14 protein-coding genes are annotated in these 20,726 nt (G+C 67.1%); 11 read left to right on the top strand and 3 right to left on the bottom strand.

Going from position 1 to position 20,726, the window contains the following annotated elements; translation table 11 throughout:
- Positions 1-73 precede the first annotated feature (73 nt).
- The 7 genes from LK539_RS18915 to LK539_RS18885 all read left to right on the top strand — a co-directional run bounded on the left by LK539_RS18915 (position 74) and on the right by LK539_RS18885 (position 11,353).
- Positions 74-2,275 (top strand): DUF1631 family protein, encoded by a 2,202-nt coding sequence (locus tag LK539_RS18915; RefSeq protein ID WP_227802609.1) that lies wholly within the window; start codon positions 74-76, stop codon positions 2,273-2,275.
- 117 nt (positions 2,276-2,392) lie between these two features.
- A complete protein-coding gene (gene smc, locus LK539_RS18910; protein ID WP_227802608.1) occupies positions 2,393-5,917 on the top strand; it encodes a chromosome segregation protein SMC in 3,525 nt (1,174 codons plus the stop codon).
- Positions 5,914-7,089, top strand: coding sequence for a cell division protein ZipA C-terminal FtsZ-binding domain-containing protein (locus LK539_RS18905; protein ID WP_227802607.1), 1,176 nt, complete (start codon positions 5,914-5,916; stop codon positions 7,087-7,089). Before smc ends, LK539_RS18905 begins: the two co-directional genes overlap by 4 nt.
- Before the next feature lie 39 nt (positions 7,090-7,128).
- Positions 7,129-9,435: an NAD-dependent DNA ligase LigA gene (gene ligA, locus LK539_RS18900; RefSeq protein ID WP_227802664.1), complete on the top strand. Its 2,307-nt coding sequence runs from the start codon at positions 7,129-7,131 to the stop codon at positions 9,433-9,435.
- Between the two features lie 13 nt (positions 9,436-9,448).
- A complete protein-coding gene (gene galU / locus LK539_RS18895; protein WP_227802606.1) occupies positions 9,449-10,336 on the top strand; it encodes a UTP--glucose-1-phosphate uridylyltransferase GalU in 888 nt (295 codons plus the stop codon).
- Position 10,337: 1 nt separating this feature from the next.
- Positions 10,338-10,874, top strand: a complete 537-nt coding sequence (gene def / locus LK539_RS18890; RefSeq protein WP_227802605.1) for a peptide deformylase — start codon at positions 10,338-10,340, stop codon at positions 10,872-10,874.
- Entirely contained in the window at positions 10,874-11,353 is a 480-nt protein-coding gene (locus tag LK539_RS18885; RefSeq protein WP_227802604.1) for a hypothetical protein, read from the top strand. The genes def and LK539_RS18885 overlap by 1 nt, the downstream gene beginning before the upstream one ends.
- Positions 11,354-11,463: 110 nt before the next feature.
- Here LK539_RS18885 and LK539_RS18880 read toward each other — a convergent pair whose 3' ends face one another.
- Entirely contained in the window at positions 11,464-13,221 is a 1,758-nt protein-coding gene (locus LK539_RS18880; RefSeq protein ID WP_227802603.1) for a DUF885 family protein, read from the bottom strand.
- Positions 13,222-13,459: 238 nt separating this feature from the next.
- Between LK539_RS18880 and LK539_RS18875 the strand changes: the two genes are divergently transcribed.
- The 3 genes from LK539_RS18875 to LK539_RS18865 are packed head-to-tail and all read left to right on the top strand — an operon-like array spanning position 13,460 to position 16,721.
- Positions 13,460-13,858: a hypothetical protein gene (locus LK539_RS18875; RefSeq protein WP_227802602.1), complete on the top strand. Its 399-nt coding sequence runs from the start codon at positions 13,460-13,462 to the stop codon at positions 13,856-13,858.
- Complete coding sequence (locus LK539_RS18870) at positions 13,859-15,328, top strand: ATPase domain-containing protein (RefSeq protein ID WP_227802601.1); 1,470 nt, start codon at positions 13,859-13,861, stop codon at positions 15,326-15,328. It begins immediately after the preceding gene.
- 7 nt (positions 15,329-15,335) lie between these two features.
- Positions 15,336-16,721, top strand: a complete 1,386-nt coding sequence (locus LK539_RS18865; RefSeq protein WP_227802600.1) for an ATP-binding protein — start codon at positions 15,336-15,338, stop codon at positions 16,719-16,721.
- A gap of 1 nt (position 16,722) precedes the next feature.
- Here the strand turns inward: LK539_RS18865 and LK539_RS18860 are convergent, their stop codons facing one another.
- Both LK539_RS18860 and LK539_RS18855 read right to left on the bottom strand, forming a co-directional pair.
- Positions 16,723-17,934 carry a pyridoxal phosphate-dependent aminotransferase gene (locus LK539_RS18860; protein WP_227802599.1) on the bottom strand — a complete coding sequence of 404 codons (1,212 nt, stop codon included), beginning with the start codon at positions 17,932-17,934 and terminating at the stop codon, positions 16,723-16,725.
- A gap of 69 nt (positions 17,935-18,003) precedes the next feature.
- Positions 18,004-19,518, bottom strand: a complete 1,515-nt coding sequence (locus LK539_RS18855) for a peptide MFS transporter (RefSeq protein WP_227802598.1) — start codon at positions 19,516-19,518, stop codon at positions 18,004-18,006.
- A 167-nt stretch (positions 19,519-19,685) separates the two neighbouring features.
- On the opposite strand from LK539_RS18855, the gene LK539_RS18850 reads away from it, so the two are divergent.
- Positions 19,686-20,633, top strand: coding sequence for an amidohydrolase family protein (locus tag LK539_RS18850; RefSeq protein WP_227802597.1), 948 nt, complete (start codon positions 19,686-19,688; stop codon positions 20,631-20,633).
- Positions 20,634-20,726: the final 93 nt, after the last annotated feature.

Raw genomic sequence — 20,726 nt, 5'->3', positions numbered from 1 at the left:
CTATATGCATTATTTCCTATTGCCATATGGAAATAATGTGGCACAATAAAACGATCAACCCCGTTCTCCTTCGATGGCCGTGAATTCTGCCCAGACACCTGCTGTCCGCAAGGCCGCCGCCGCGCAAGCTGCGACGCTGGACGAACTCGTCGCGCACGCCAGCCGCCAGGCTGCGGACGGCCTGATGGACATGGTCACCCGCATGAGCGCCGTCCTGCTGGACCTGACCAGCGCCGGCCCCGACCCGCAGGAGGCGGTGCGGCGCATCCGCTCCGGCAACCTGCTTAAGGACAACGCCTATGCCTTCGTGCATCTGGCCACGACTGCCATCGAACTGGCGCTGCGCAAGGAGGTAGCGCGGCTGGCGCCCGCCGCGAAACCCCAAGCGGCCAGCCCTCTGACCCTGAGCCTTGTGCCGCTGGAAGAGATGGACCAGCAGCTGGCCTTTGCCGCCATCAGCCGGCCCTTCGACATCCAGCAGTCCGAACGCCTGGCCAGCCTGGGCGTGCGCCTTGGCGTCCTGCTCGGGCGCGAGCTGGTGCGCGCCAACCATAATCCCTTCCGTCCCGAAGTCTTCCTGCGGGGGCTTCAGGAGGCCTGGCACGAGTTCGAGCCCGACGAGGCCTCGCACGGCCTGATCCTGCCGCTGCTGCGCCCGTCCGTCGTGTTCGAGCTCGGCCCCATCCTCGATGCCCTGGCCGACAAACTCAAGCCGGTGCGCGCCCGCGAAGAGCGTTTCGCCAAGACCGACGACAGCGCGCGCGCCCGTGCCGCGCGGGCGCGGCGCGATGCCGCCGTCTCGCAGCAGCTGCGCCAGCTGTTCGGCGCTTCCGAGGCCCCGGTGGGCGCGGAGCTCGCTATCCCCATGATTCCGAACCTGCCGCAAGGCAGCGGCGGCTGGCGTCCGAGCGCGGCGGCCGGATTTGCCGGCGCTTCCGCCGCCGGCCCGGCGCCAGGAGCGCCGGCGCCGATGGCCCGCGCGGCCGCTGGGGCGCCGCTGGCCGAGGTGCTGGAGACGCTGGCCGGCAACGCGCCCCAGGCCACGGCGCACGAAGTGTTCTATCTGCCGCGCCTGAAACAGAGCCTGCCGCAGGGCAGCCTGTCGCGCGGCGACGAAACGACGCTCGACCTGCTCTCGCGCATCTTCGAGACGGTGCTGATCGACGAATCGATTCCCCAGGAGACGCGCGAGCTGATCGCCTTCCTGCAGGTGCCGGTGCTGAAGGCGGCACTCAAGGACCGCAGCTTTTTTTTCGAAGAGGCGCACCCGGCGCGGCGCATGCTCGACCTGCTGTCGCACGCCGGCTGGGAGCAGGCTGCCAGCCCGGACGACCCGGTCTACCGCGCGATGCGGCGCGGCGTCGACCAGGTGCGCCGGCAAGCCCAGCCCGAGGTGTTCGCTGCCGCCGTGGCCGAACTCGAGGCCAGCATTGCCGACCGTGAACAGCGCGAAGAGGCCGCGATTGCCGGCCCGATCGCCCAGGCCACGCGCCAGGAAAAGCAGCTTGCTGCCACGCGCTCGGCAAGGAAGGCGGTGTCGCTGCGCCTGGCCGGGGATGAAGTGGTGGCCCTGGTCGGCACTTTCCTGGAGCAGCGCTGGACCCCGGTGCTCACCCTGGCCTATACCATCGAGGACAGCAAACCCGGCGCGGTCGATAATGCCACCCGCGCCATGGATGACCTGATCTGGAGCGTCAAGCCGAAGGCCACCCACGAGCAGCGCAAGGCCCTGATCAAGAGCCTGCCGGCCCTGCTCACCACCCTCAACAAATGGCTCGACGCCATCGGGTGGCAGGACGCCGAGCGCCTGCAGTTCTTTGCCGGCCTGGCCGAGTGCCATGCGGCCATCGTGCGTGCGCCGCTCGAGCTCTCGCCCGAGCGCCAGCTGGAACTGGCGGTTGAAGCCGCCCAGCAGGATGCGCTGCGCCGCATCGCGCTGGAGCAGGCGGACGCCGCTGAAGAGGAGGCGCCGCTGGATCCCGCCAGTGTCGAGCTGGCACGCCTCGAGCGCGGGATGCGGGTCGAATTCACCGGTGCTAACGGGGTGCGCAAGCTGCGCCTGGCCTGGGTCAGCCCGCTGCGCACGCTCTTCATCTTCTCGGGCGCTGGGCGCCAGGAAGGCTTCTCGCTGCCGGCCGAGCGCCTGGCCGAGGCCTTCCGCAGCGGCAGCATCCGGGTGCTGGCGCCCGAGGGCGTGGTCGGCCGCGTGCTGACCCAGGCCGTCGGCGAGGCCGCCATGAACGACCCGGCGCACGCCGCCGCCCACGCCGGCTGAGCCCACAGGGAGCCGAAAGGGGCATTGTCGGGTTCGCAAGGCTCATTCTTGGCCGAAATGCAAGCAACAAATGGTATGATGAGGCCTTTGACGACTCTCTAGCCCAGCCGAAGCAACGTGCGCCTTTCATCCATTAAATTGTCGGGATTTAAGTCTTTCGTCGATCCCACCAATTTCCAGGTGCCCGGCCAGCTCGTCGGCGTGGTCGGCCCCAATGGCTGCGGCAAGTCGAACATTATCGACGCCGTGCGCTGGGTGCTGGGCGAATCCAAGGCATCCGAGCTGCGCGGCGAGTCGATGCAGGACGTCATCTTCAACGGCTCCACCTACCGCAAGGCGGCCGGGCGCGCCTCGGTCGAACTGGTGTTCGATAACAGCATGGGCAAGGCGGCCGGGCAGTGGGGCCAATATGCCGAGATCGCGGTCAAGCGCACCCTGACACGCGACGGCACCTCGACCTATTACATCAACGGCCAGCCGGTACGCCGGCGCGACATCCAAGATATCTTCCTCGGCACCGGCCTGGGCCCGCGCGCCTACGCCATCATCGGCCAGGGCATGATCTCGCGCATCATCGAGTCGCGCCCGGAAGAGCTGCGCGTGTTCCTGGAAGAAGCGGCCGGCGTCTCCAAGTACAAGGAGCGCCGCCGCGAGACCGAGAACCGGCTGTCGGACACGCGCGAAAACCTGCTGCGGGTGGAAGACATCCTGCGCGAGCTGAACGCCAACCTGGAAAAACTCGAAGCCCAGGCCGCGGTGGCGAACCGCTTCCACCAACTCCAGGCCGACCAGGAAGAAAAGCAGAAGCTCCTCTGGCTGCTGCGCAAGAACGAAGCCAAGGCCGAGCAGGTCCGCTACTTCCGCGAAGTGGAAGAGGCGCAGACCGCGCTGGAAGCCCAGACCGCCAAGCTGCGCAACGTCGAGCTCGAGCTGGAGCAGATGCGCCAGGCGCACTTTTCGATCGGCGACCGCCTGCACACGGCGCAGGGCGCCCTGTACCAGACCAATTCCGAGATCGGCAGCCTGGAGGCGCAGATCAAGTTCGTGGTCGAGTCGCGCACCCGCCTGCAGACCCAGCTCGGCACGCTCACGGCCCAGCGCGACCAATGGATGGCGCAGCGCCAGGAATACGAAGAGCAGCTGGGCGAGGCCGAGATCACGCTGGAAGAACTCGGCGCGCGTGCCGAAGGCGCCCAGATCGCGGTCGAAGCGCACAGCGAGCGTGTGCCGGAACTGGAAGCCGCATGGCGCCAGGCCCAGGAGCTTTCGAATGAATCGCGCGCGCGCATCATGCAGGTCCAGCAGCGCATCGAACTGGCCAGCGCCCACCAGCGCAACGCCACCAACGTCCTCACCAGCCTGGCCGGCCGCCGCGAGCGCCTGCAGCAGGAACGCAATAGCCTGAACCTGCCCGACAGCGCCACCCTGGACAACCTGCGCATGCAACAGGAAGAGAAGCAGCTGGCGCTGGAAGAACAGACCCTGCTGCTGGACGAAGCAGGTGCGCGCCAGGACGCCGTGGAGCAGGAACGCAAGGATGCGCACGCCCAGGTCCAGCAGGAGTCCAGTGCGAACGCCCAGCTGGAAGCGCGCCTGGCCGCGCTGCGCCAGGTGCAGGACCGGGTCCAGACCCAGGGCAAGGTCCAGCCCTGGCTGGAAAAGCACGAACTCTCGAAGCTGCCGCGCCTGTGGCAGAAGCTCGACATCGAAGAAGGCTGGGAGACTGCGCTCGAAGCCGTGCTGCGCGAGCGTTCCGGCGCGCTCGAGATGTCGAACCTGGACTGGGCCAAGGCCTTCTTCAGCGATGCGCCGCCGGCCCGGCTGGCGCTGTACTCGCCGGCGCCCGCTGCACCCGCTGCGGCCGACATCCCCGGCCTGAAGCCTTTTGCCGGCCTGCTGCGCCTGAACGATCCGGGCCTGCGCGGGGTGCTGAACGACTGGCTGCACCATGTCTATGTGGCCCAGGACGCGGCCGAGGCTTTTGCGCAGCGCGGCCGTCTGCCGCAGGGCGGCTGCTTCGTCACCCGCCAGGGCCATCTGGTCACGTCTTCGAGCGTGCGCTTCCACGCGCCGGATGCGGAGCAGGACGGCATGCTGGCGCGCCAGCACGAGATCGAGAACATCGGCAAGCAACTGCGCGCCCAGGCCCTGCTACTGGACGAGGCTAAGAGCCGCGCCACCCGCGCCGACGCCGCCGTCAGCGACCTGACGCGCCGTTTGCAGGATGCGCGCCAGCGCTCCGGCCAGCTGCAGCGCGAAGTGCATGCCTTGCAGATCGAGGTCCTGAAGCAGAGCGAAATCGAGGCGCGTTTTAATCAACGCAGCGACCAGATTGCCGCCGACCTGTCCGAGATCGCGGCACAGGAAGCCGAGCAGCGCCAGCTCGCCGCGGAAGCCGAGCAGGAATTCGAACAGCTCGACATGGAGCTGGCCGAGCTGCAGGGCAGCCACGAGGATGGCCAGACCGCCTTCATGGAAAAAGAGCAGGTGCTGGCGGACGCGCGCCAGAAGCTGCGCGACCTGGAGCGCAGCGCCCAGGAAGCGCAGTTCGCCGAACGCGCCCAGCGCAGCAAGATCGAGGAACTGCGGCGCAGCATCGCCACCGCCACCAGCCAGGCCGAGCAGGTGGGCACCAGCCTGGGCGCCGGCCGGCTAGAACTGGAAGCGCTGGAAGCCGGCACCGCCCACGAAGGCCTGCAGGAACTGCTCGATCGCCGCTCCAGCCAGGAACGTGCGCTGGCCGACGCCCGCCATGAACTCGACCAGATCACCCAGCAGCTGCGCCAGCTCGAGGAACTGCGGATGGGGAACGAGCGCAGCTTGCAGCCGCAGCGCGACCGCATCACCGAGATGCAGCTGAAGGAACAGGCCGCGCGCCTGAACCAGGAGCAGTTCGCCGAAGCGCTGGCCACGACCGGCGCCGTCGAGTCCGAGCTGGAGCAGAAGCTCACGCCTGACATGAAGCCGCAATACCTGCAGGGCGAGGTGACGCGCCTGACCAATGCCATCAGCGCGCTCGGCGCCGTCAACCTGGCGGCGGTCGACGAGCTGGCCCAGGCGACCGAGCGCAAGCGCTATCTCGACTCGCAGAACAACGACCTGCAGGAAGCCATCTCCACCCTGGAAGATGCGATCCACCGCATCGACCGCGAGACCCGCGACCTGCTGCAGGATACCTTCGACCGCGTCAACACCCACTTCTCGGAACTGTTCCCGATCCTGTTCGGCGGCGGCCAGGCCAAGCTGGTGATGACCGGCGACGAGATCCTCGATTCCGGCGTGCAGGTGATGGCCCAGCCGCCGGGCAAGAAGAACGCCACCATCCACCTGCTGTCCGGCGGCGAAAAGGCGCTGACCGCCACCGCGCTGGTGTTCTCGATGTTCCGCCTGAACCCGGCGCCGTTCTGCCTGCTGGACGAGGTCGACGCGCCACTGGACGACGCCAATACCGAGCGCTTCTGCCGCATGGTCAAGCGTATGTCGGACCATACCCAATTCCTCTTCATCTCGCACAACAAGATTGCGATGGAGATGGCCAATCAACTGATCGGTGTGACGATGCAGGAGCAGGGCGTATCGCGCATCGTGGCGGTGGACATGGAGTCCGCCGCGAATTTCGCTACTGAGGCACAAGCAGCATGACTGATTTACAAATGACCCTGATCGCAGCGGGCGGCGTGTTCGTCGCCGGCGTCATCTCTTACAACAAGTGGCAGGAGTACAAGGCCCGCAAGAGCGTGGAACGCGCGTTCGCGTCGGATCATGACGACGTGCTGATGCGCAGCGGCGAAACCGCCGTCGAGCGCCAGGAGCCGGTGCTCGACCTCGCCGCGGAAACGCCGCTGGCGCCGCTGGACGTCGAACCGGGTACCGTGGAGGTCCCGACCGCGGCGCCGAGCGCCGCGCCGGCGCCTGCGGTTCCGGCAGCACCTGCGACGACGGGTGTGCGTCCGATCGAGCAACTGGCCCCCGCCGTGGCCCTGCCGGGCGCAAAGCCGGACACGCCGCCGTCGGAACTGGCCGAAAGCCTGGTCGACCCGCTGATCGACTGCATCATCCCGCTCAACTTCGAGGGCGCCCTGCGCGGCGACAAGGTGCTGCCGGCGCTGCAGAAGCTGCGCCGCGTGGGCAACAAGCCGATCCACTACATCGGCTTCGCCGTCAGCGGCGAATGGGAGCCGATCGTGCACGGCGGCGTGTACACCAAGCTGCAGGCGGGCGTGCAGATGGCCACCCGCACCACGGCCCTGAACGAAATCGAATACTCGGAACTGGTCACGCGCCTGCGCGCCGTGGCCGACGAGATCGGCGCCGAGCCGGAAGTGCCGGACATGATCGAGGTGATGAGCGAAGCGCGCACGCTGCACCGTTTCGTCGCCGGTCACGACGCCCAGCTGGGCGTGAACCTGGCCGCCAACGGCGCCCCGTGGGCCATCTCGACCCTGATCGGCGCGCTCGAAAACCAGGGCTTCGACGTGCGTCCGGACGGCCGCTTCTCGATGCCGGACGGGGAGGGCGGGGTGCTGTTCACGCTGTCGACCAACGTCACTTTGGGCGCCGATGCTACCGGCCGCCTGACCCTGCTGCTGGACGTGCCCTGCGTGGCGCCTGAGCGCGACGGCTTCGGCGCCATGGTCAAGTGCGCGAAAGAGCTGACCATGCGCCTGGACGCGACCATCGTCGACGATTTCGAGCAGCCGCTGCTTGACCCGGCGCTGGAAGAGATCAAGGGCCAGGTCCAGGAGTTCTACCAGGAGATGGAAGCCTCCGACATTCCGGCCGGCTCCACCCGCGCGCTGCGCCTGTTCGTCTGAGGCAGCGCCGTGAGCATCCCTAAGGAAATCCAGGACCGCATGGCGTGGCTGGTCGAGGAACTCAACCGCCACATCTACAACTACCACGTACTCGACGCGCCGACGATTCCCGACGCCGAGTACGACCGTTTGTTCAAGGAACTGCAGGAGCTGGAAAGCGCATACCCGCAGGCGGTGAAGAACGATTCGCCGACCTCGCGCGTGGGCGCCGCGCCGATCCCGGAGTTCAGGCAGGTGACGCACTCGGTGCCGATGCTCTCGCTGAACAACGGCTTCTCTGATGAAGACGTCGAGAACTTCGACCGCCGCGTGCGCGACGGCCTGGAAGCGAAGCAGGTGGCGTACTCCAGCGAGCTGAAATTCGACGGCCTGGCGATCAGCCTGCGCTACGAGAACGGCGTGTTCGTACAGGCCGCCACCCGTGGCGACGGCTATACCGGCGAGGACGTCACCGCCAACATCCGCACCGTCAAGGTGATCCCGCTGCGCCTGCACGGAGACGAGCTGCCTGCGGTGCTGGAAGTACGGGGCGAAGTCCTGATGTTCAAGGATGATTTCGCCCGCCTGAACCAGCGCCAGCGCGACGCCGGGCAGAAGGAATTCGCTAATCCGCGCAACGCGGCTGCAGGCAGCCTGCGCCAGCTGGATGCGCGCATCACGGCCCAGCGCAAGCTGCGCTTCTTCGCCTATGGCATCGGCCGCCTCGAAGGCGCCGAGCTGCCGGAGACGCACTCGGGCGTGCTGGAGTGGTTCGAGCGTCTCGGCTTGCCCGTTTCGAAAGAACGTGCCGTCGTCACTGGCTGCGAAGGCCTGCTGGGCTACTACCGTGGTATCGGGGAAAAGCGTCGTTCGCTCCCTTACGAGATCGACGGTGTCGTGTACAAGGTCGACCGCGTGGCCGACCAGGCGGCGCTGGGCTTCGTGTCGCGCGCGCCGCGCTTCGCGCTGGCCCACAAGTTCCCGGCCGAGGAAGCGCTGACCACCGTGTCGGCGATCGACGTGCAGGTGGGGCGCACTGGCGCCATCACGCCGGTAGCGCGCCTGGTGCCGGTGTCGGTGGGCGGCGTCACCGTCACCAACGCCACCCTGCACAATGAGGACGAAGTCCTGCGCAAGGACGTGCGCGTGGGCGACACCGTGATCGTGCGCCGCGCCGGCGACGTCATTCCCGAGGTGCTGTCGGTGGTGCTGGAGCGCCGCCCGAGCCCGGAGCCGATGCGCTACCGGCTGCCGGAAACCTGCCCGGTGTGCGGCTCGCACGTGGTGCGCGAAGAAGGCGAGGCGGTGGCGCGCTGCTCCGGCGGCCTGACCTGCGCCGCCCAGCGCAAGGAAGCGATCCGCCACTTCGCGGGCCGGCGCATGATGGACATCGAAGGCCTCGGCGACCGCTACATCGACAGCCTGGTCGAGTGCAACCTGATCCACGGCGTGGCCGACCTGTACAAGCTGACCCTCGACGACCTGCTCACCATGAAGCGCATGGCCGACGAGCGCGACGGCACCACCCCCGAGACCGTCAAGCAGGGCAAGGTGGCCACCAAGTGGGCCGATAACCTGCTCGAGGCCATCGCGGCCAGCAAGAATCCGCCGCTGGAACGCCTGCTGTTCGCACTCGGCATCCGCCACGTGGGCGAATCGACCGCCAAGACCCTGGCCGACTGGCTGGGACGCTTTGCGCTGGTGCGCCAGGCGCCGGAAGCGCTGCTGCGCGTGCTGCCCGATATCGGCGGCACCGTGGCCGAGGCGATTGCCGAATTCTTCGCCGAAGAAAAGAACCAGCGCGAGATCGATGCGCTGCTCGCCGCCGGGGTTGCGCCCCAGGGCGAACACGCGCCCAGGGCCCAGCTGCGCGAGAAGCTGGACGAAGTCAATTTGCTGGCTGCCCTCGGCATCCCGAAATTGACCGAGCCGCGTGCGCGCCAGCTCATCGCCGCCGGCCAGCACCTGGAATCGCTGGCCCACCTGAACGTGTTCGGCGTGTTCGGGCTGCCGGCCAACGTGGCCGCGTCGCTGGAAGAATGGATGGCGGTCCCCGGCAACCGCGACAAGCTCGCCGCGCTGGCGACGCTGCGCGCAGAGCTGCTGGCCCAGCTGCCGGAGCAGGCCACAGCCGAAGGCAAATTCAGCGGCAAGACGTTTGTATTGACCGGCACGCTGCCGACCATGAGCCGCGACGCGGCGGGGGCGCTGATCGAGGCCGCCGGCGGCAAGGTGTCCGGCTCGGTCTCGAAAAAGACCTCCTACGTGGTGGCCGGCGCCGAAGCGGGCAGCAAGCTCGCCAAGGCGGAGGAACTCGGCGTCACCGTCCTCGACGAAGCGGGCCTGTTGGCGCTGCTGGGACAATGAAAAGGAAAATCGCATGACCCTGATTCGTAAAGCCGTATTCCCCGTTGCCGGCCTCGGTAGCCGCTTCCTGCCCGCCACCAAGGCGCAGCCGAAGGAAATGCTGCCGATCGTCGACAAGCCGCTGATCCAGTACGCCGTCGAAGAGGCGGTCGCCGCCGGCATCACCGAGATGGTCTTCATCACCGGCCGCAACAAACGCGCCATCGAAGACCACTTCGACAAGGCCTACGAGCTCGAGTCCGAGCTGGAAGCGGCCGGCAAGCAGGCCCTGCTCGACCTGGTGCGCGGGGTGATCCCGAAGAACGTCAACTGCATCTACATCCGCCAGTCCGCGCCGCTGGGCCTGGGCCACGCGGTGCTGTGCGCCCGCCCGGTGGTCGGCGACGAGCCCTTCGCCGTGCTGCTGGCGGACGACTTCATGGACACCGACGCCGGGACCAAGCCGGTGCTGGCCCAGATGACCGACCTGTACGCCTACGAGCGCTCCAGCATCCTGGCGGTGCAGGACGTCCCGCGCGAGAATACGCGCCAGTACGGCATCGTCAGCGCGTCGAGCTACCGTCCGAACCTGGAACTGGTCTCGGGCATCGTCGAAAAGCCGGCGCCGGAAGTGGCGCCGTCGACGCTGGCCGTGGTCGGCCGCTACGTGCTGTCCGGTTCCATCTTCGGCTACCTCGAGAACCTGGGCACCGGCGCCGGCGGCGAGATCCAGCTCACCGACGGCATCGCCGCGCTGATGCAGGCCGAGCGCGTGCTGGCCTACCGCTACCAGGGCCAGCGCTACGACTGCGGTTCCAAGCTGGGCTACCTGAAGGCCACCGCCGCGATCGGCCTGAAGCACCCGGAGACGGCCGAGGGCTTCCGCGCGTCGCTGGCGGGCCTGCTCGAACAGGGGAAATGACATGGCCGTTCGCGAGATCCTGCGCATGGGCGATCCGCGCCTGCTGCGCGTGGCCAAGAAGGTAGACGCATTCGATACGCCCGAGCTGCACGCCCTGATCGGCGACATGTTCGACACCATGCACGCCGCGAACGGTGCCGGCCTGGCCGCGCCGCAGATCGGGGTCGACCTGCAGCTCGTCATCTTCGGTTTCGCGAAGAACGGCCGCTACCCTGACGCGCCGCCGGTGCCGGAGACGGTGCTGATCAACCCGGTGCTCAAGCCCCTGTCCGAGGAAATGGAAGAGGGCTTCGAGGGCTGCCTGTCGGTCCCCGGCCTGCGCGGCAGCGTGCCGCGTTACACCAAGCTGCACTATGAGGGCGTCGACCAGTACGGAAAACCGATCAGCCGCGACGTCGACGGCTTCCATGCGCGCGTGGTGCAGCACGAGGTCGACCACCTGTTGGGCATCCTGTACCCGATGCGCATCCGCGACTTTTCCCGCTTCGGTTTTACCGAAGTGATGTTCCCCGATCTCGATCCGAAGGCCGACGACTGATGCGCGCCATCTTCCTTTCTCTGCTGCTGGCTGCGCCGCTGGCGCAGGCCGATGAGCTGTTCACGAAAATCGACCCGGCGCCGAGAAGCGAATTCTGGCTCGACACCGGCTTCGCGACTGCCCACTTCGACAGCGACAAGGACCTGAATGGCGCCAACAAGGGCCTGGGCGCCGAGTACCGCTTCAGCGGCACCATGTCGGCCACGGCCGGGCGCTTCTACAACAGCGACCGCGCTTGGTCGAATTATGCGGGGGTGATCTGGCAGCCGTATGCGGTGGGTCCGGTGCGCGTGGGGCTGGCGCTGGCGGCCTTCGATGGCTACCCGAACATGCGCCACGGCGGCTGGTTCCCGGCGGCGATCCCGACCCTGACCTATGAGTACAAGCGGGTGGGGGTGAATGTCGGGATCATCCCGACGTACAAGGACCGCTTGTACGGCGGGATATCGTTCCAGCTCAAGTTCAAGCTGTTCGAATAACGCAGGCAAACTTGGGTTCCGGCCTTCGCCGGAACGACGTGCATGAGCTAGTGTCAACGCTTGAGCCGTCATCCCGGCGAAGGCCGGGATCCAATTTTGCATGAGCCGTGTCAGCCTTCCTTCGGATACGGACTCGGCCCACCCTCCGCAATGAACGCATCGATCCGCTGCTGCAGCACCGGCAGCGGCACAGATCCCAGCTGCAGTACGGTATCGTGGAAGTTCCGGATGTCGAACTTCGGCCCCAGCGCCTTCTCCGCCCGCGCCCGCGCTTCCTGGATCGCCATCTGCCCCAGGTAGTAGGACAGCGCCTGTCCCGGCCACGAGATGTAACGGTCGACCTCGGTCTCCACCTCGTGCTTCGCCAGCGCCGTGTTCTCCATCAGGTAGTTCTGCGCCTGCTCGCGGGTCCAGCCCTTGGCGTGGATGGCGGTGTCGACCACCAGCCGCGATGCGCGCCAGGCCTGGTAACTGAGCATGCCGAAGTGTTCGTAGGGTGTCTCGTAGATACCCATCTCCACACCCAGGCGCTCTGAATACAGGGCCCAGCCTTCGCCGAAGGCTGAGATGTAGGCGCGGCGGAAGTTCGGTACGCCTTTCTGTTCCTGCGCGACCGGCATCTGGAAAGCGTGGCCCGGCGCCGATTCGTGCAGGGTCAGCGCCGGCAGGCTGTAGAGCGCGCGCGCCGGCAGGTTGTAGGTGTTGACCCAGTAGGAGCCGGCGCCGCCGCGGCCGGCCGTGTAGAACGGCGCCTGGTCGTCCGGCACCGGCAGGATCGCGAAGCGCCGGCGCGGCAGGTAGCCGAAATACTGGTCGGCCTTGGCGTCGAACTTCTTGGCCGTCCAGGCCGCGTGCATCAGCAGTTCTTTCGGCGTCTTCGCGTAGAACTGCGGATCGGTGCGCAGGAAAGCCAGGAAGGCCGGCAGGCCGCCCTTGAAGTCGACCTTTTTCATCGTCTCGTGCATCTCGGCGCGGATCTTCGCCATTTCGGCGAGGCCGATCGCATGGATCTGCTCGGCGCTGAGATTGGTGGTCGTGAACTCGACGATCTTCGACTGGTAATAGGCTTTACCGCCGGGCATGCTCTCGGCGGCGAGCGTGGTGCGCGCCTTCGGCAGGTATTCGGTGCGGAAGAAGGCCAGCACTTTTGCATAGGCCGGCTGCACCCCGTCGCGAATGATTTGCGCTGCCTGCGCCTTCAAGGCTTCCTGCTCGGCGGCGGGAATCGAGGCCGGCATGGTCTTGAAGGGGTTGAAGAACACGGTTTCCTGCGGCGTTTTCGCTTCGGCGATCGGCACCAGGGCGACGTCGCGTCCCTGCAGCGTCACCTGGGGCGGCGTGAAGCCGCGCGCCAGGCCGGCCCGCATGTTGGCGGTCTCCTGGGCGAAATACTCGGGCAGGGCGGCCAGCTGCTTCAGGTAGTTGCGGTAATCCTCGCCGTTCCTGAACGGACGGCGCGCGCCGAAAGTGACGTTGGTCCAGAAGGCGCTGTCGGCATTCACGGGCTGTTCATACTCGCGGAAACGCTGGGCCTCTTCCAGTGCGGCGATCTGGGCGCGGTACACGGCGTAGTTGATGCGCTCGGCGGGGGAAAGGTCGGCCGGCTTGATGGCGTCGAGCTCCTTGAGGATGCCCTGCCAGTAGGCGCGCCGTGCCTCCTGGGCCGGCGCATCGACCCGGGCCAGCGCGGGGCTCACGCCGCGGTCGTCGTCGGCCCTGGCAAGTCGTTCCGAGACGCGCCACTTCCACTCTTTGGTGTAGATTGTCTTGAAGCGAGCATCAGCGTCGGTGGCGGCGCCGGCAGGGGTAGTCGCAAGACTCAGCAGTACACAGGCCGTTGCAAGGACGGCGCCCAGTTTCTTTTCCATGGAACTCCTACTCAGAAGAGCAATATTGCTCGCGCTATACATATTAGCGGCTCGGCGAAGGATTGGCACGGTTCAAATGTTTCCGAAAGATCGTTGGTTAAATCATCATTTTGCCCAGTTGACACGTTATAATTCCCGTTGCATCGGGACCCGGCCACGGCGTCCCTTGCCGCGGACTCGCGCCAGTCCCATCGATTTAGACTTCCACCAGCGGCAATCATTGTTGAACGATAAACACATGACGAATAGCACGGGCGCGCCGGAACCGACCGCTGGCAACAGCGCGCTGGTACAGCCGTGGCGACGGATCGCAACGCAACTTTGCCCGCTCATCGGAGAGAGCGGGTTTTGTGCTTTGTTCGGCCGTGCAGTCCACGTCATCGGGCCGGACTATGCCTGGCTTGCCCCGCGCCAGGCCTGCCGTGCGCCCGAGCAGCTCTTCAGTGCGCTCGAAGAGCGGATGGCGCTGGTCGACGGGCAACGCGCCGCTGCAGCCAGCGATGCCTTGCTGCGGACCTTCACTGATTTACTCGCCGCACTCATCGGAGAGAGGCTGACGCAGCAATTGCTGGCTTCGGCTACCAACGCCGCAGACCATCCGGCAGGCCAGCAGAAGAATGCACAGGAGCAGAAATAAATGACCGATAAAGTTAGCTTGGGGAAATTGGCCACTGGCGTGCCGGGGCTCGATATTCTCTTGGGCGGCGGCTTGAACGAGTTTTCGTTCAACCTCATTACCGGTGCTCCCGGCTGCGGCAAGACCACGCTCGCCCACCAGATGATGTTCGCGCTCGCCAATCCCGAGCGCCGCGCGCTGTTCTTCACGGTGCTCGGCGAACCGCCGCTGAAGATGCTGCGCTACCAGCAGCAATACACCTTCTTTGACACCGAAAAGGTCGGCACGGCGATCCGCTACGTCAACCTGGCGGCCGACCTGCGCGCCGGCGACTACAGCGGGGTGCTGGAACGCATCACGCGCGAGGTCGAGGACTTCTCGCCCAGCCTGGTGTTCGTCGATTCCTTCCGCTCGGTCATCCAGAGCGGCAAGCCCGGCATCGAAGGCATGAACGACCTGCAGCACTTCGTCCAGGAGCTGGGCACCCGCATGACGAGCTGGATGGCGACCACCTTCCTGATCGGCGAATACCAGCACACCGAAGCCGAGGCCAATCCGATCGCGACCGTCGCGGACGGCATGATCAGCATGAGCCAGGTCCATGACGACAACGCCGTGGTGCGCAAGATCCGGATCGTCAAGATGCGCGGCCAGGCCCACATGTCCGGCTCGCATACCTTCCGGATCTCGAGCGAGGGCCTGCGCATCTATCCGCGCCTGCTGCCGCCACTGGCCGACGACCGCCATCCGGGCGTGGCGGTCGACCGCGAACCACGCCGCATCCCGACCGGGGTGGCCGGGCTGGACGAGATGCTGCTGGGCGGACTGCCGCAAGCCCATTCGCTGCTGGTGGTCGGTCCGACGGGCAGCGGCAAGACCATCCTCGGCTCCGCTTTCCTGCAGGCCGGCGTCAGCCTGGGAGAGCAGGGCGTGATGCTGTGCTTTGAAAAAGGCACGTCCCGGCTGCGCAATGCCGAGCTGGCGGCCATGGTGCAGGCCGGACAGGTGCACATCGTCGAGACCCGCCGCGTCGACCTGACGATGGAAGAGTTCGAGGACGAACTGCTGGCGACCATCGAGCGCACCGGCGCGCGCCGCGTCGTCATCGATTCGCTGTCGGAGTTCAGCCTCTATCTCGCGCCTGAATGCCGCCGCCACTTCCGCGAGGGGGTGTTCCATATGCTGGCCTCGCTCGCCAAGCGCGGCGTGACGGTGCTGGTGACCGTGGGCCTGGACGACCGCAACCTCAACATGAACCACGCGCGCGCCGATATCGCGTATCTCAGCGATGCCATGGTGGCGATGCGCTACGCCGAAGTCGACGGCCATGTGCGGCGCTACATCGCGGTCGTGAAGGTGCGCGGATCGGACCACAGCAACGAGCTGCGCGAGTTCCGGATCACCGACGACGGCATCGAAATCGACCCGGTCCCGGCCCAGGTGAACGGCGTCCTGTTCGGTCGCACCGACAGCGGCAAATCAGGCGAATGAGGCGGGCATGGGAACGTTCGACGAATCGACTACCGGCTCGGAGCAACGTTCCATGATGGGGGAGGACAGTCCCCTGTCTGAGCTCTCGCGCGAGCAGGAGCTGCGCCTGCGCGTCGCGGCGCTGGAAGCGGAACTGTCGCACGCCCGCATCCTGGCGCGCGAACGCGAACGCCTGGAAGAACAGGTGGTCCAGCTGCGCGAAGCCAATGAACACCTGGTGATGGCCACCGTCAGCGCCCAGTCGCTGCGCGACCTGGCCGAAGCCACCAATCGCCGCCAGACCGAATTCCTCGCCATGCTGGCGCACGAGCTACGCAACCCGCTGGCGCCGCTGAGCATGTCGGCCAGCCTGCTGCAGAGCCTGAGCGGCAGCTCCGCCCAGCTGGCCCACGTGGCCGGGGTGGTGCGGCGCCAGGTCGACCACATGGCGCACCTGCTGGACGACCTGCTCGACGCTGCCCGCATCAGCAGCGGCAAGATCACCCTGTCGGTGCGGCCGCTGTCCCTGAACGGCGCCCTCGACCAGGCGGTGGAGACGGTCGCCGGCCGCATCCGCGAGCGCGGCCAGTCGCTCGTGCTCGAGCTGCCCGAGGAGCGCTTGAGCATCGAAGGCGACCCGGTGCGCCTGACCCAGGTCTTCGCCAACCTGCTCGGCAACGCCTCCAAGTACACCAGCCCGGGCGGCCGCATCGTGCTGCGCGCCTGGCGCGACGGCGAGGAAGTGGTGGTCCAGGTGAACGACAACGGCAGCGGCATCGGGGCCGACATGCTGCCCCAGGTGTTCGACCTGTTCGTGCAGGGCCCGCGCGCGCTGGCGCGTTCCGAAGGAGGACTCGGGATCGGCCTGAACGTGGTGCGCAACCTGGTGGGCATGCACGGCGGATCGGTGTCGGCCGAGAGCCCGGGCGAAGGGCTGGGCAGCACCTTCACGGTGCGCCTGCCCTTGTGCAGCGCGGGCGCGCCGATCGATGAAATCCCGGCCGGGCCGAGCGCCTCCGAGGGCGCCTGCCGCATCCTGCTGGTCGAAGACAACGTCGACGCCTGCGACACCCTGCGCGCGCTGCTGGAGCTGGCCGGGCACGAGGTGGCGGTGGCCTACGACGGCCGCGCAGGCCTGGCCGCGGCGCAGGCGCGCCGCTACGACATCGTGATCTGCGACATCGGACTGCCGGGCATGGATGGGCTGGAAATCATCGGGCGCCTGCGCAGCGCGCCGGTGGACGGCCCGCTTGACCGGCGTCCATTCGCGATCGCGCTGTCCGGCTATGGCCAGGGCGAAGACCGCGAGCGAGCGCTCGAGGCGGGCTTCGACCGCTACCTGGTCAAGCCCGCTGCGCCCGACACCCTGCTGGAACTGGTGGGCGAGGCGCGCGAGGCGCTGCAGGCCGGCTGAATCAGGCGCGCAGCACGCGCGCCATGCGGCCGACCGCTTCTTCGATGCGTTCCAGTTTCGTCGCGTACGAGAAACGGACGTGGCGCTGCGGCGCCGCGAAACCGAAATCATCCCCCGGTACGATCGCCACATGCGCCCCGCGCAGCAGCGACCAGGCAAAGGCGGTGCTGTCGTGGCTTTCCGCATGGGGCAGGGCGCTGATGTCGGCGTACACGTAGAACGCGCCGTCCGGCATCACGGGCACCTGGAAGCCCAGTTCGCGCAGGGCCGGCACCAGATAATCGCGGCGGCGCTGGAATTCTCGCCGGCGCTCTTCATAGATCGCGAGCGCTTCCGGCGTGAAGCAGGCCAGCGCGGCCTGCTGGGCCACGGTCGGCGCACAGATGAACAGGTTCTGCGCCAGTTTTTCAAACGTGGATACCAGGGGCTCCGGCACCACCAGCCAGCCCAGGCGCCAGCCCGTCATGCTGAAGTATTTCGAGAAGCTGTTGACGGTGATGACATTCGGATCGAGCGCCAGGGCGCTGACCGGTTGATGGTCATAGGACAGGCCCTGGTAGATTTCGTCGATGATGGCGAAGCCGCCGCGCGCGCGCACGGCGTCCAGCATCTCGCGCAGCTGCTCCGGCGTCATCGAGGTGCCGGTCGGATTCGAGGGGGAAGCGACCAGCACGCCGCGGGTGTGCTCGCGCCAGTTGGCTTGCACATGCGCGCCGCTCAGCTGGTAGCGGTCTTCGCTCGATGCCGGCACCAGCACCGGTTTGCCGCCGAAACTGGTGACGAAATGGCGGTTGCAGGGGTAGCAGGGATCGGGCATCAGGACTTCGTCGCCCTCGGCCACCAGCGCGGCGCAGGCCAGCAGCAGGCCGGCCGAGGCGCCGGCGGTGACCACAATGCGGCGCGGGTCGATGTCGAGCTGGTGCACGGCCGCGTAGTGGCCGGAGATCGCCTCGCGCAGTTCGCGCAGGCCGAGCGAATCGGTGTACTGGGTAACGCCGCCCTTGATGGCTTCCATTGCCGCGTGGGCCACGATGTCGGGCGCGGTGAAATCGGGCTCGCCCACGCTCATGCTGATGACGTCGATGCCGCTGCGTTTCATTTCGCCGGCGGCTTTCACCATTTCCATGACGCGGAAAGGCTCGATGGCGTGGACGCGTTGGGCGACCTGTAGCGCGCGCGCGGACTGGGTCTCGGTAGGAATGTTGATGGACATGCTCGAATCCGTAAAATCTGATCCGCCATGATACCGTAGGGTGGGCGGCTTCGCCGCCCACGCGGGACATTACTGGTGCGTGTGGTGCGTGGCGGTCAGGCGCCGCATCAGCGGCAGCGCCGCCAGCGCGATCAGGGTGCAGACGATCGCCGCGATCCCCAGCTTGTTGAACAGGCTCGTATAGACCGGCAGCGTCTGCAGCGGATCCGTCATGCCCTCCGGCACCGCCGCCACGTTCGCCACCAGCCCGCCGAGGTACTGCGAAATCCCCACGCCGACGTAATAGGCGCCCATCATGAAGCCGCCCATGCGTGCCGGCACGTAGCGCGCGATCATGGCCAGGCCAAGGCCGCTCACCAGCAGTTCGCCCAGCGAGTACAAGCCGTAGCCGGCGATCATGATCCAGGACGAAGTCAGGCCATTCACGGCGAACGCGCCGGCAAAGCCGTAGGTGAAGAAGCCGGCGGCGACCACCGCGAAGCCGAGCGCGAACTTGCCCGCGATCGAGATGTCCTTGCCGCTGCTGCCGGCGCGGGTGTAGAGCCAGGCCAGCACCGGGCTCAGGAGCATGATCCAGATCGCGTTCAGGGCCTGGAACTGGGCCGGCGACCAGGTCCACAAATGGGCGCCGAACACGTTGAACTCGAGGTCGACGTTACGCAGCGCGAACAGCGACAGCGAGGTCGACATCTGCTGGTAGAAGATGAAGAAGAACACGGTTTGCAGGGTCAATACCAGGGCGGCGATCAGGCCGGCGCGTTCGTTTGGTGCGCTGGTGCGGATCAGGTGGAAGAAGATGCCCAGCACGACGAAACCGGCGACGTAGACGAAGGCGCGCGCCAGTTCGCGGTACTCGAGGATCACGGCCGATGCCGCCACCGCGAACACGGCGCCGGCCAGGACCGCCAGCAGGCGGTTCATGCGCAGCGGTTCCGCGTCCGGCGGCGAGCCGACGTGGCCGATGGTCTTGCGCAGCACGCCCACGGTCAAGAGGCCGATGCTCAAGCCCACGCTGCACGCGGCGAAGGCCACGTGCCAGCCCAGCTCACCGCCGTAGGTCGCGTTGACGTAGTCCTTGATGGCCGGCGTGGCCAGCATCGAGAAGGTCGAGCCGACATTCACCGCCATGTAATAGATGGTGAAGGCGCTGTCGATCTTGGAATCGTCGCCTTCGTAGATCTTGCGCACCAGGTTGGCGGTGTTGGGCTTGAACAGGCCATTGCCGACCACGATCACGCCCAGCGCCGAGAAGGTCATCCAGGTGTTCGTGGTCGGTACGCCCATCAGCGCATAGCCGAGGGTCAGGATCAGGGCGCCGAGGATCATGCAGCGGCGCGTGCCCAGTACCTTGTCGCCGATCCAGCCGCCGATGGCCGGGGCCACGTAGATCAGCGCGGCCGCCGCGCCCCACACCAGGTTGGCGCGGCTGTCTTCGAAGCCGAGGCGCTGCACCATGAAGTAGACGATCAGCGCCTGCATGCCGTAGTAGCCGAAGCGTTCCCACAGTTCGATCAGCGCCACCGTCAGGAATGAGCGGGTCTGGCTGATGGGCTGGCCCATCTGCGGGGGAAGTTCGTTTTTCATGCGTCTCCTTGCTGTTCTGGTGATCGGCCCCTCGGCGGCGGGCACCCGGCGATGCTACGCGAGGGGCATGGAAGATGCAATCTTGACAGGCGTTCGTGCCAATGCGATAACATGGCGTTTTGTCCGGCATCAGTTCGTGGCCGGCCCATCCAGTTCGAGGTGTATGTATGAGGCGTCTTTCCGTCCTGCTGTGCGGCATCCTGGCAGCATCACACGGCCTTGTGTCGGCGGCTCCCGCCGTACCCGGCGCGCCCATGGCCGACCACCAGCAGTATGTGTACAGCCCCGCCGCCGCGGCCTTCATGTCCTCGTCGACCATCACCCTGCGTCCGGTATCGGCGCAGGACGTGATTCCGCAGCTCGATGCCGCCGGCATCGCGCGCGCCGCGGTGCTGTCGGTGGCCTACGTGTATGGGCAGCCGGTGCGTTCGCAGGACGAGGAATACGAGCGCGTGCGCGCCGAGAACGACTGGGCGGCACGCCAGGCCGGGGAATATCCGGAGCGCCTGGTGGCGCTGTGCAGCGTCGATCCGCTCAAGGACTACGCCCTGGCCGAACTGGCGCGCTGCGCGGCCAGCCCGGAGTTCGGGCGCGGCATCCGGCTGCAGCCCGCCGCCGGCGGCGTGATGCTGGACGATCCGGAGCAGGTCGAGCGCCTGCGCCGGGTATTCCGTTCGGCCAACGCGCGCCGCATGGCGATCGTGCTGCAGCTGCGCGAAACCGGCACCCGCGAGGCGCGCCTCCTGATCGACCAGCTGCTGCCGCATGCGCCCGACGTGCCGGTGCAGGTGGCCTATGCCGGCGAACGCGAAGCCGCGCCGCAGCTCGCCGGCCTGGCGGTGTTGGCCGACGCCGCCGCGCGCCAGGATCCGCGCATGCGCCAGGTCTGGGTCGACGTCACCGCTTTTGCCCGTCCCGGCCTGTCGGCCGCCGATGCGCGCCGGCTGGTACGGCGCCTGCGCCAGGTCGGCATGGAGCGCGTGCTCTACGGTTCCGACGCCGCGGTCGGCGTCGACGTGCGGCCGCGCGAGGCCTGGGCGGCGTTCCGCAGCCTGCCGCTGACCGACGCCGAGGCGGCGCGGGTGGCGAACAACGTGATGTCCTACCTGCGCTGAGCGGGGTTTGAACCGGCTCTACCCGCATTTCGATACCGCTATGTGCGCGCGCTAACCGAAGGCCGTGCCTGCTTCTCTACACTGGCCGGACGC

This window comes from Massilia sp. IC2-476 (assembly GCF_020707295.1).
Lineage (GTDB): Bacteria > Pseudomonadota > Gammaproteobacteria > Burkholderiales > Burkholderiaceae_D > Telluria.
Note: the sequence above shows the minus strand (reverse complement) of the source record. Positions and strands in the feature narration are given on the sequence as shown.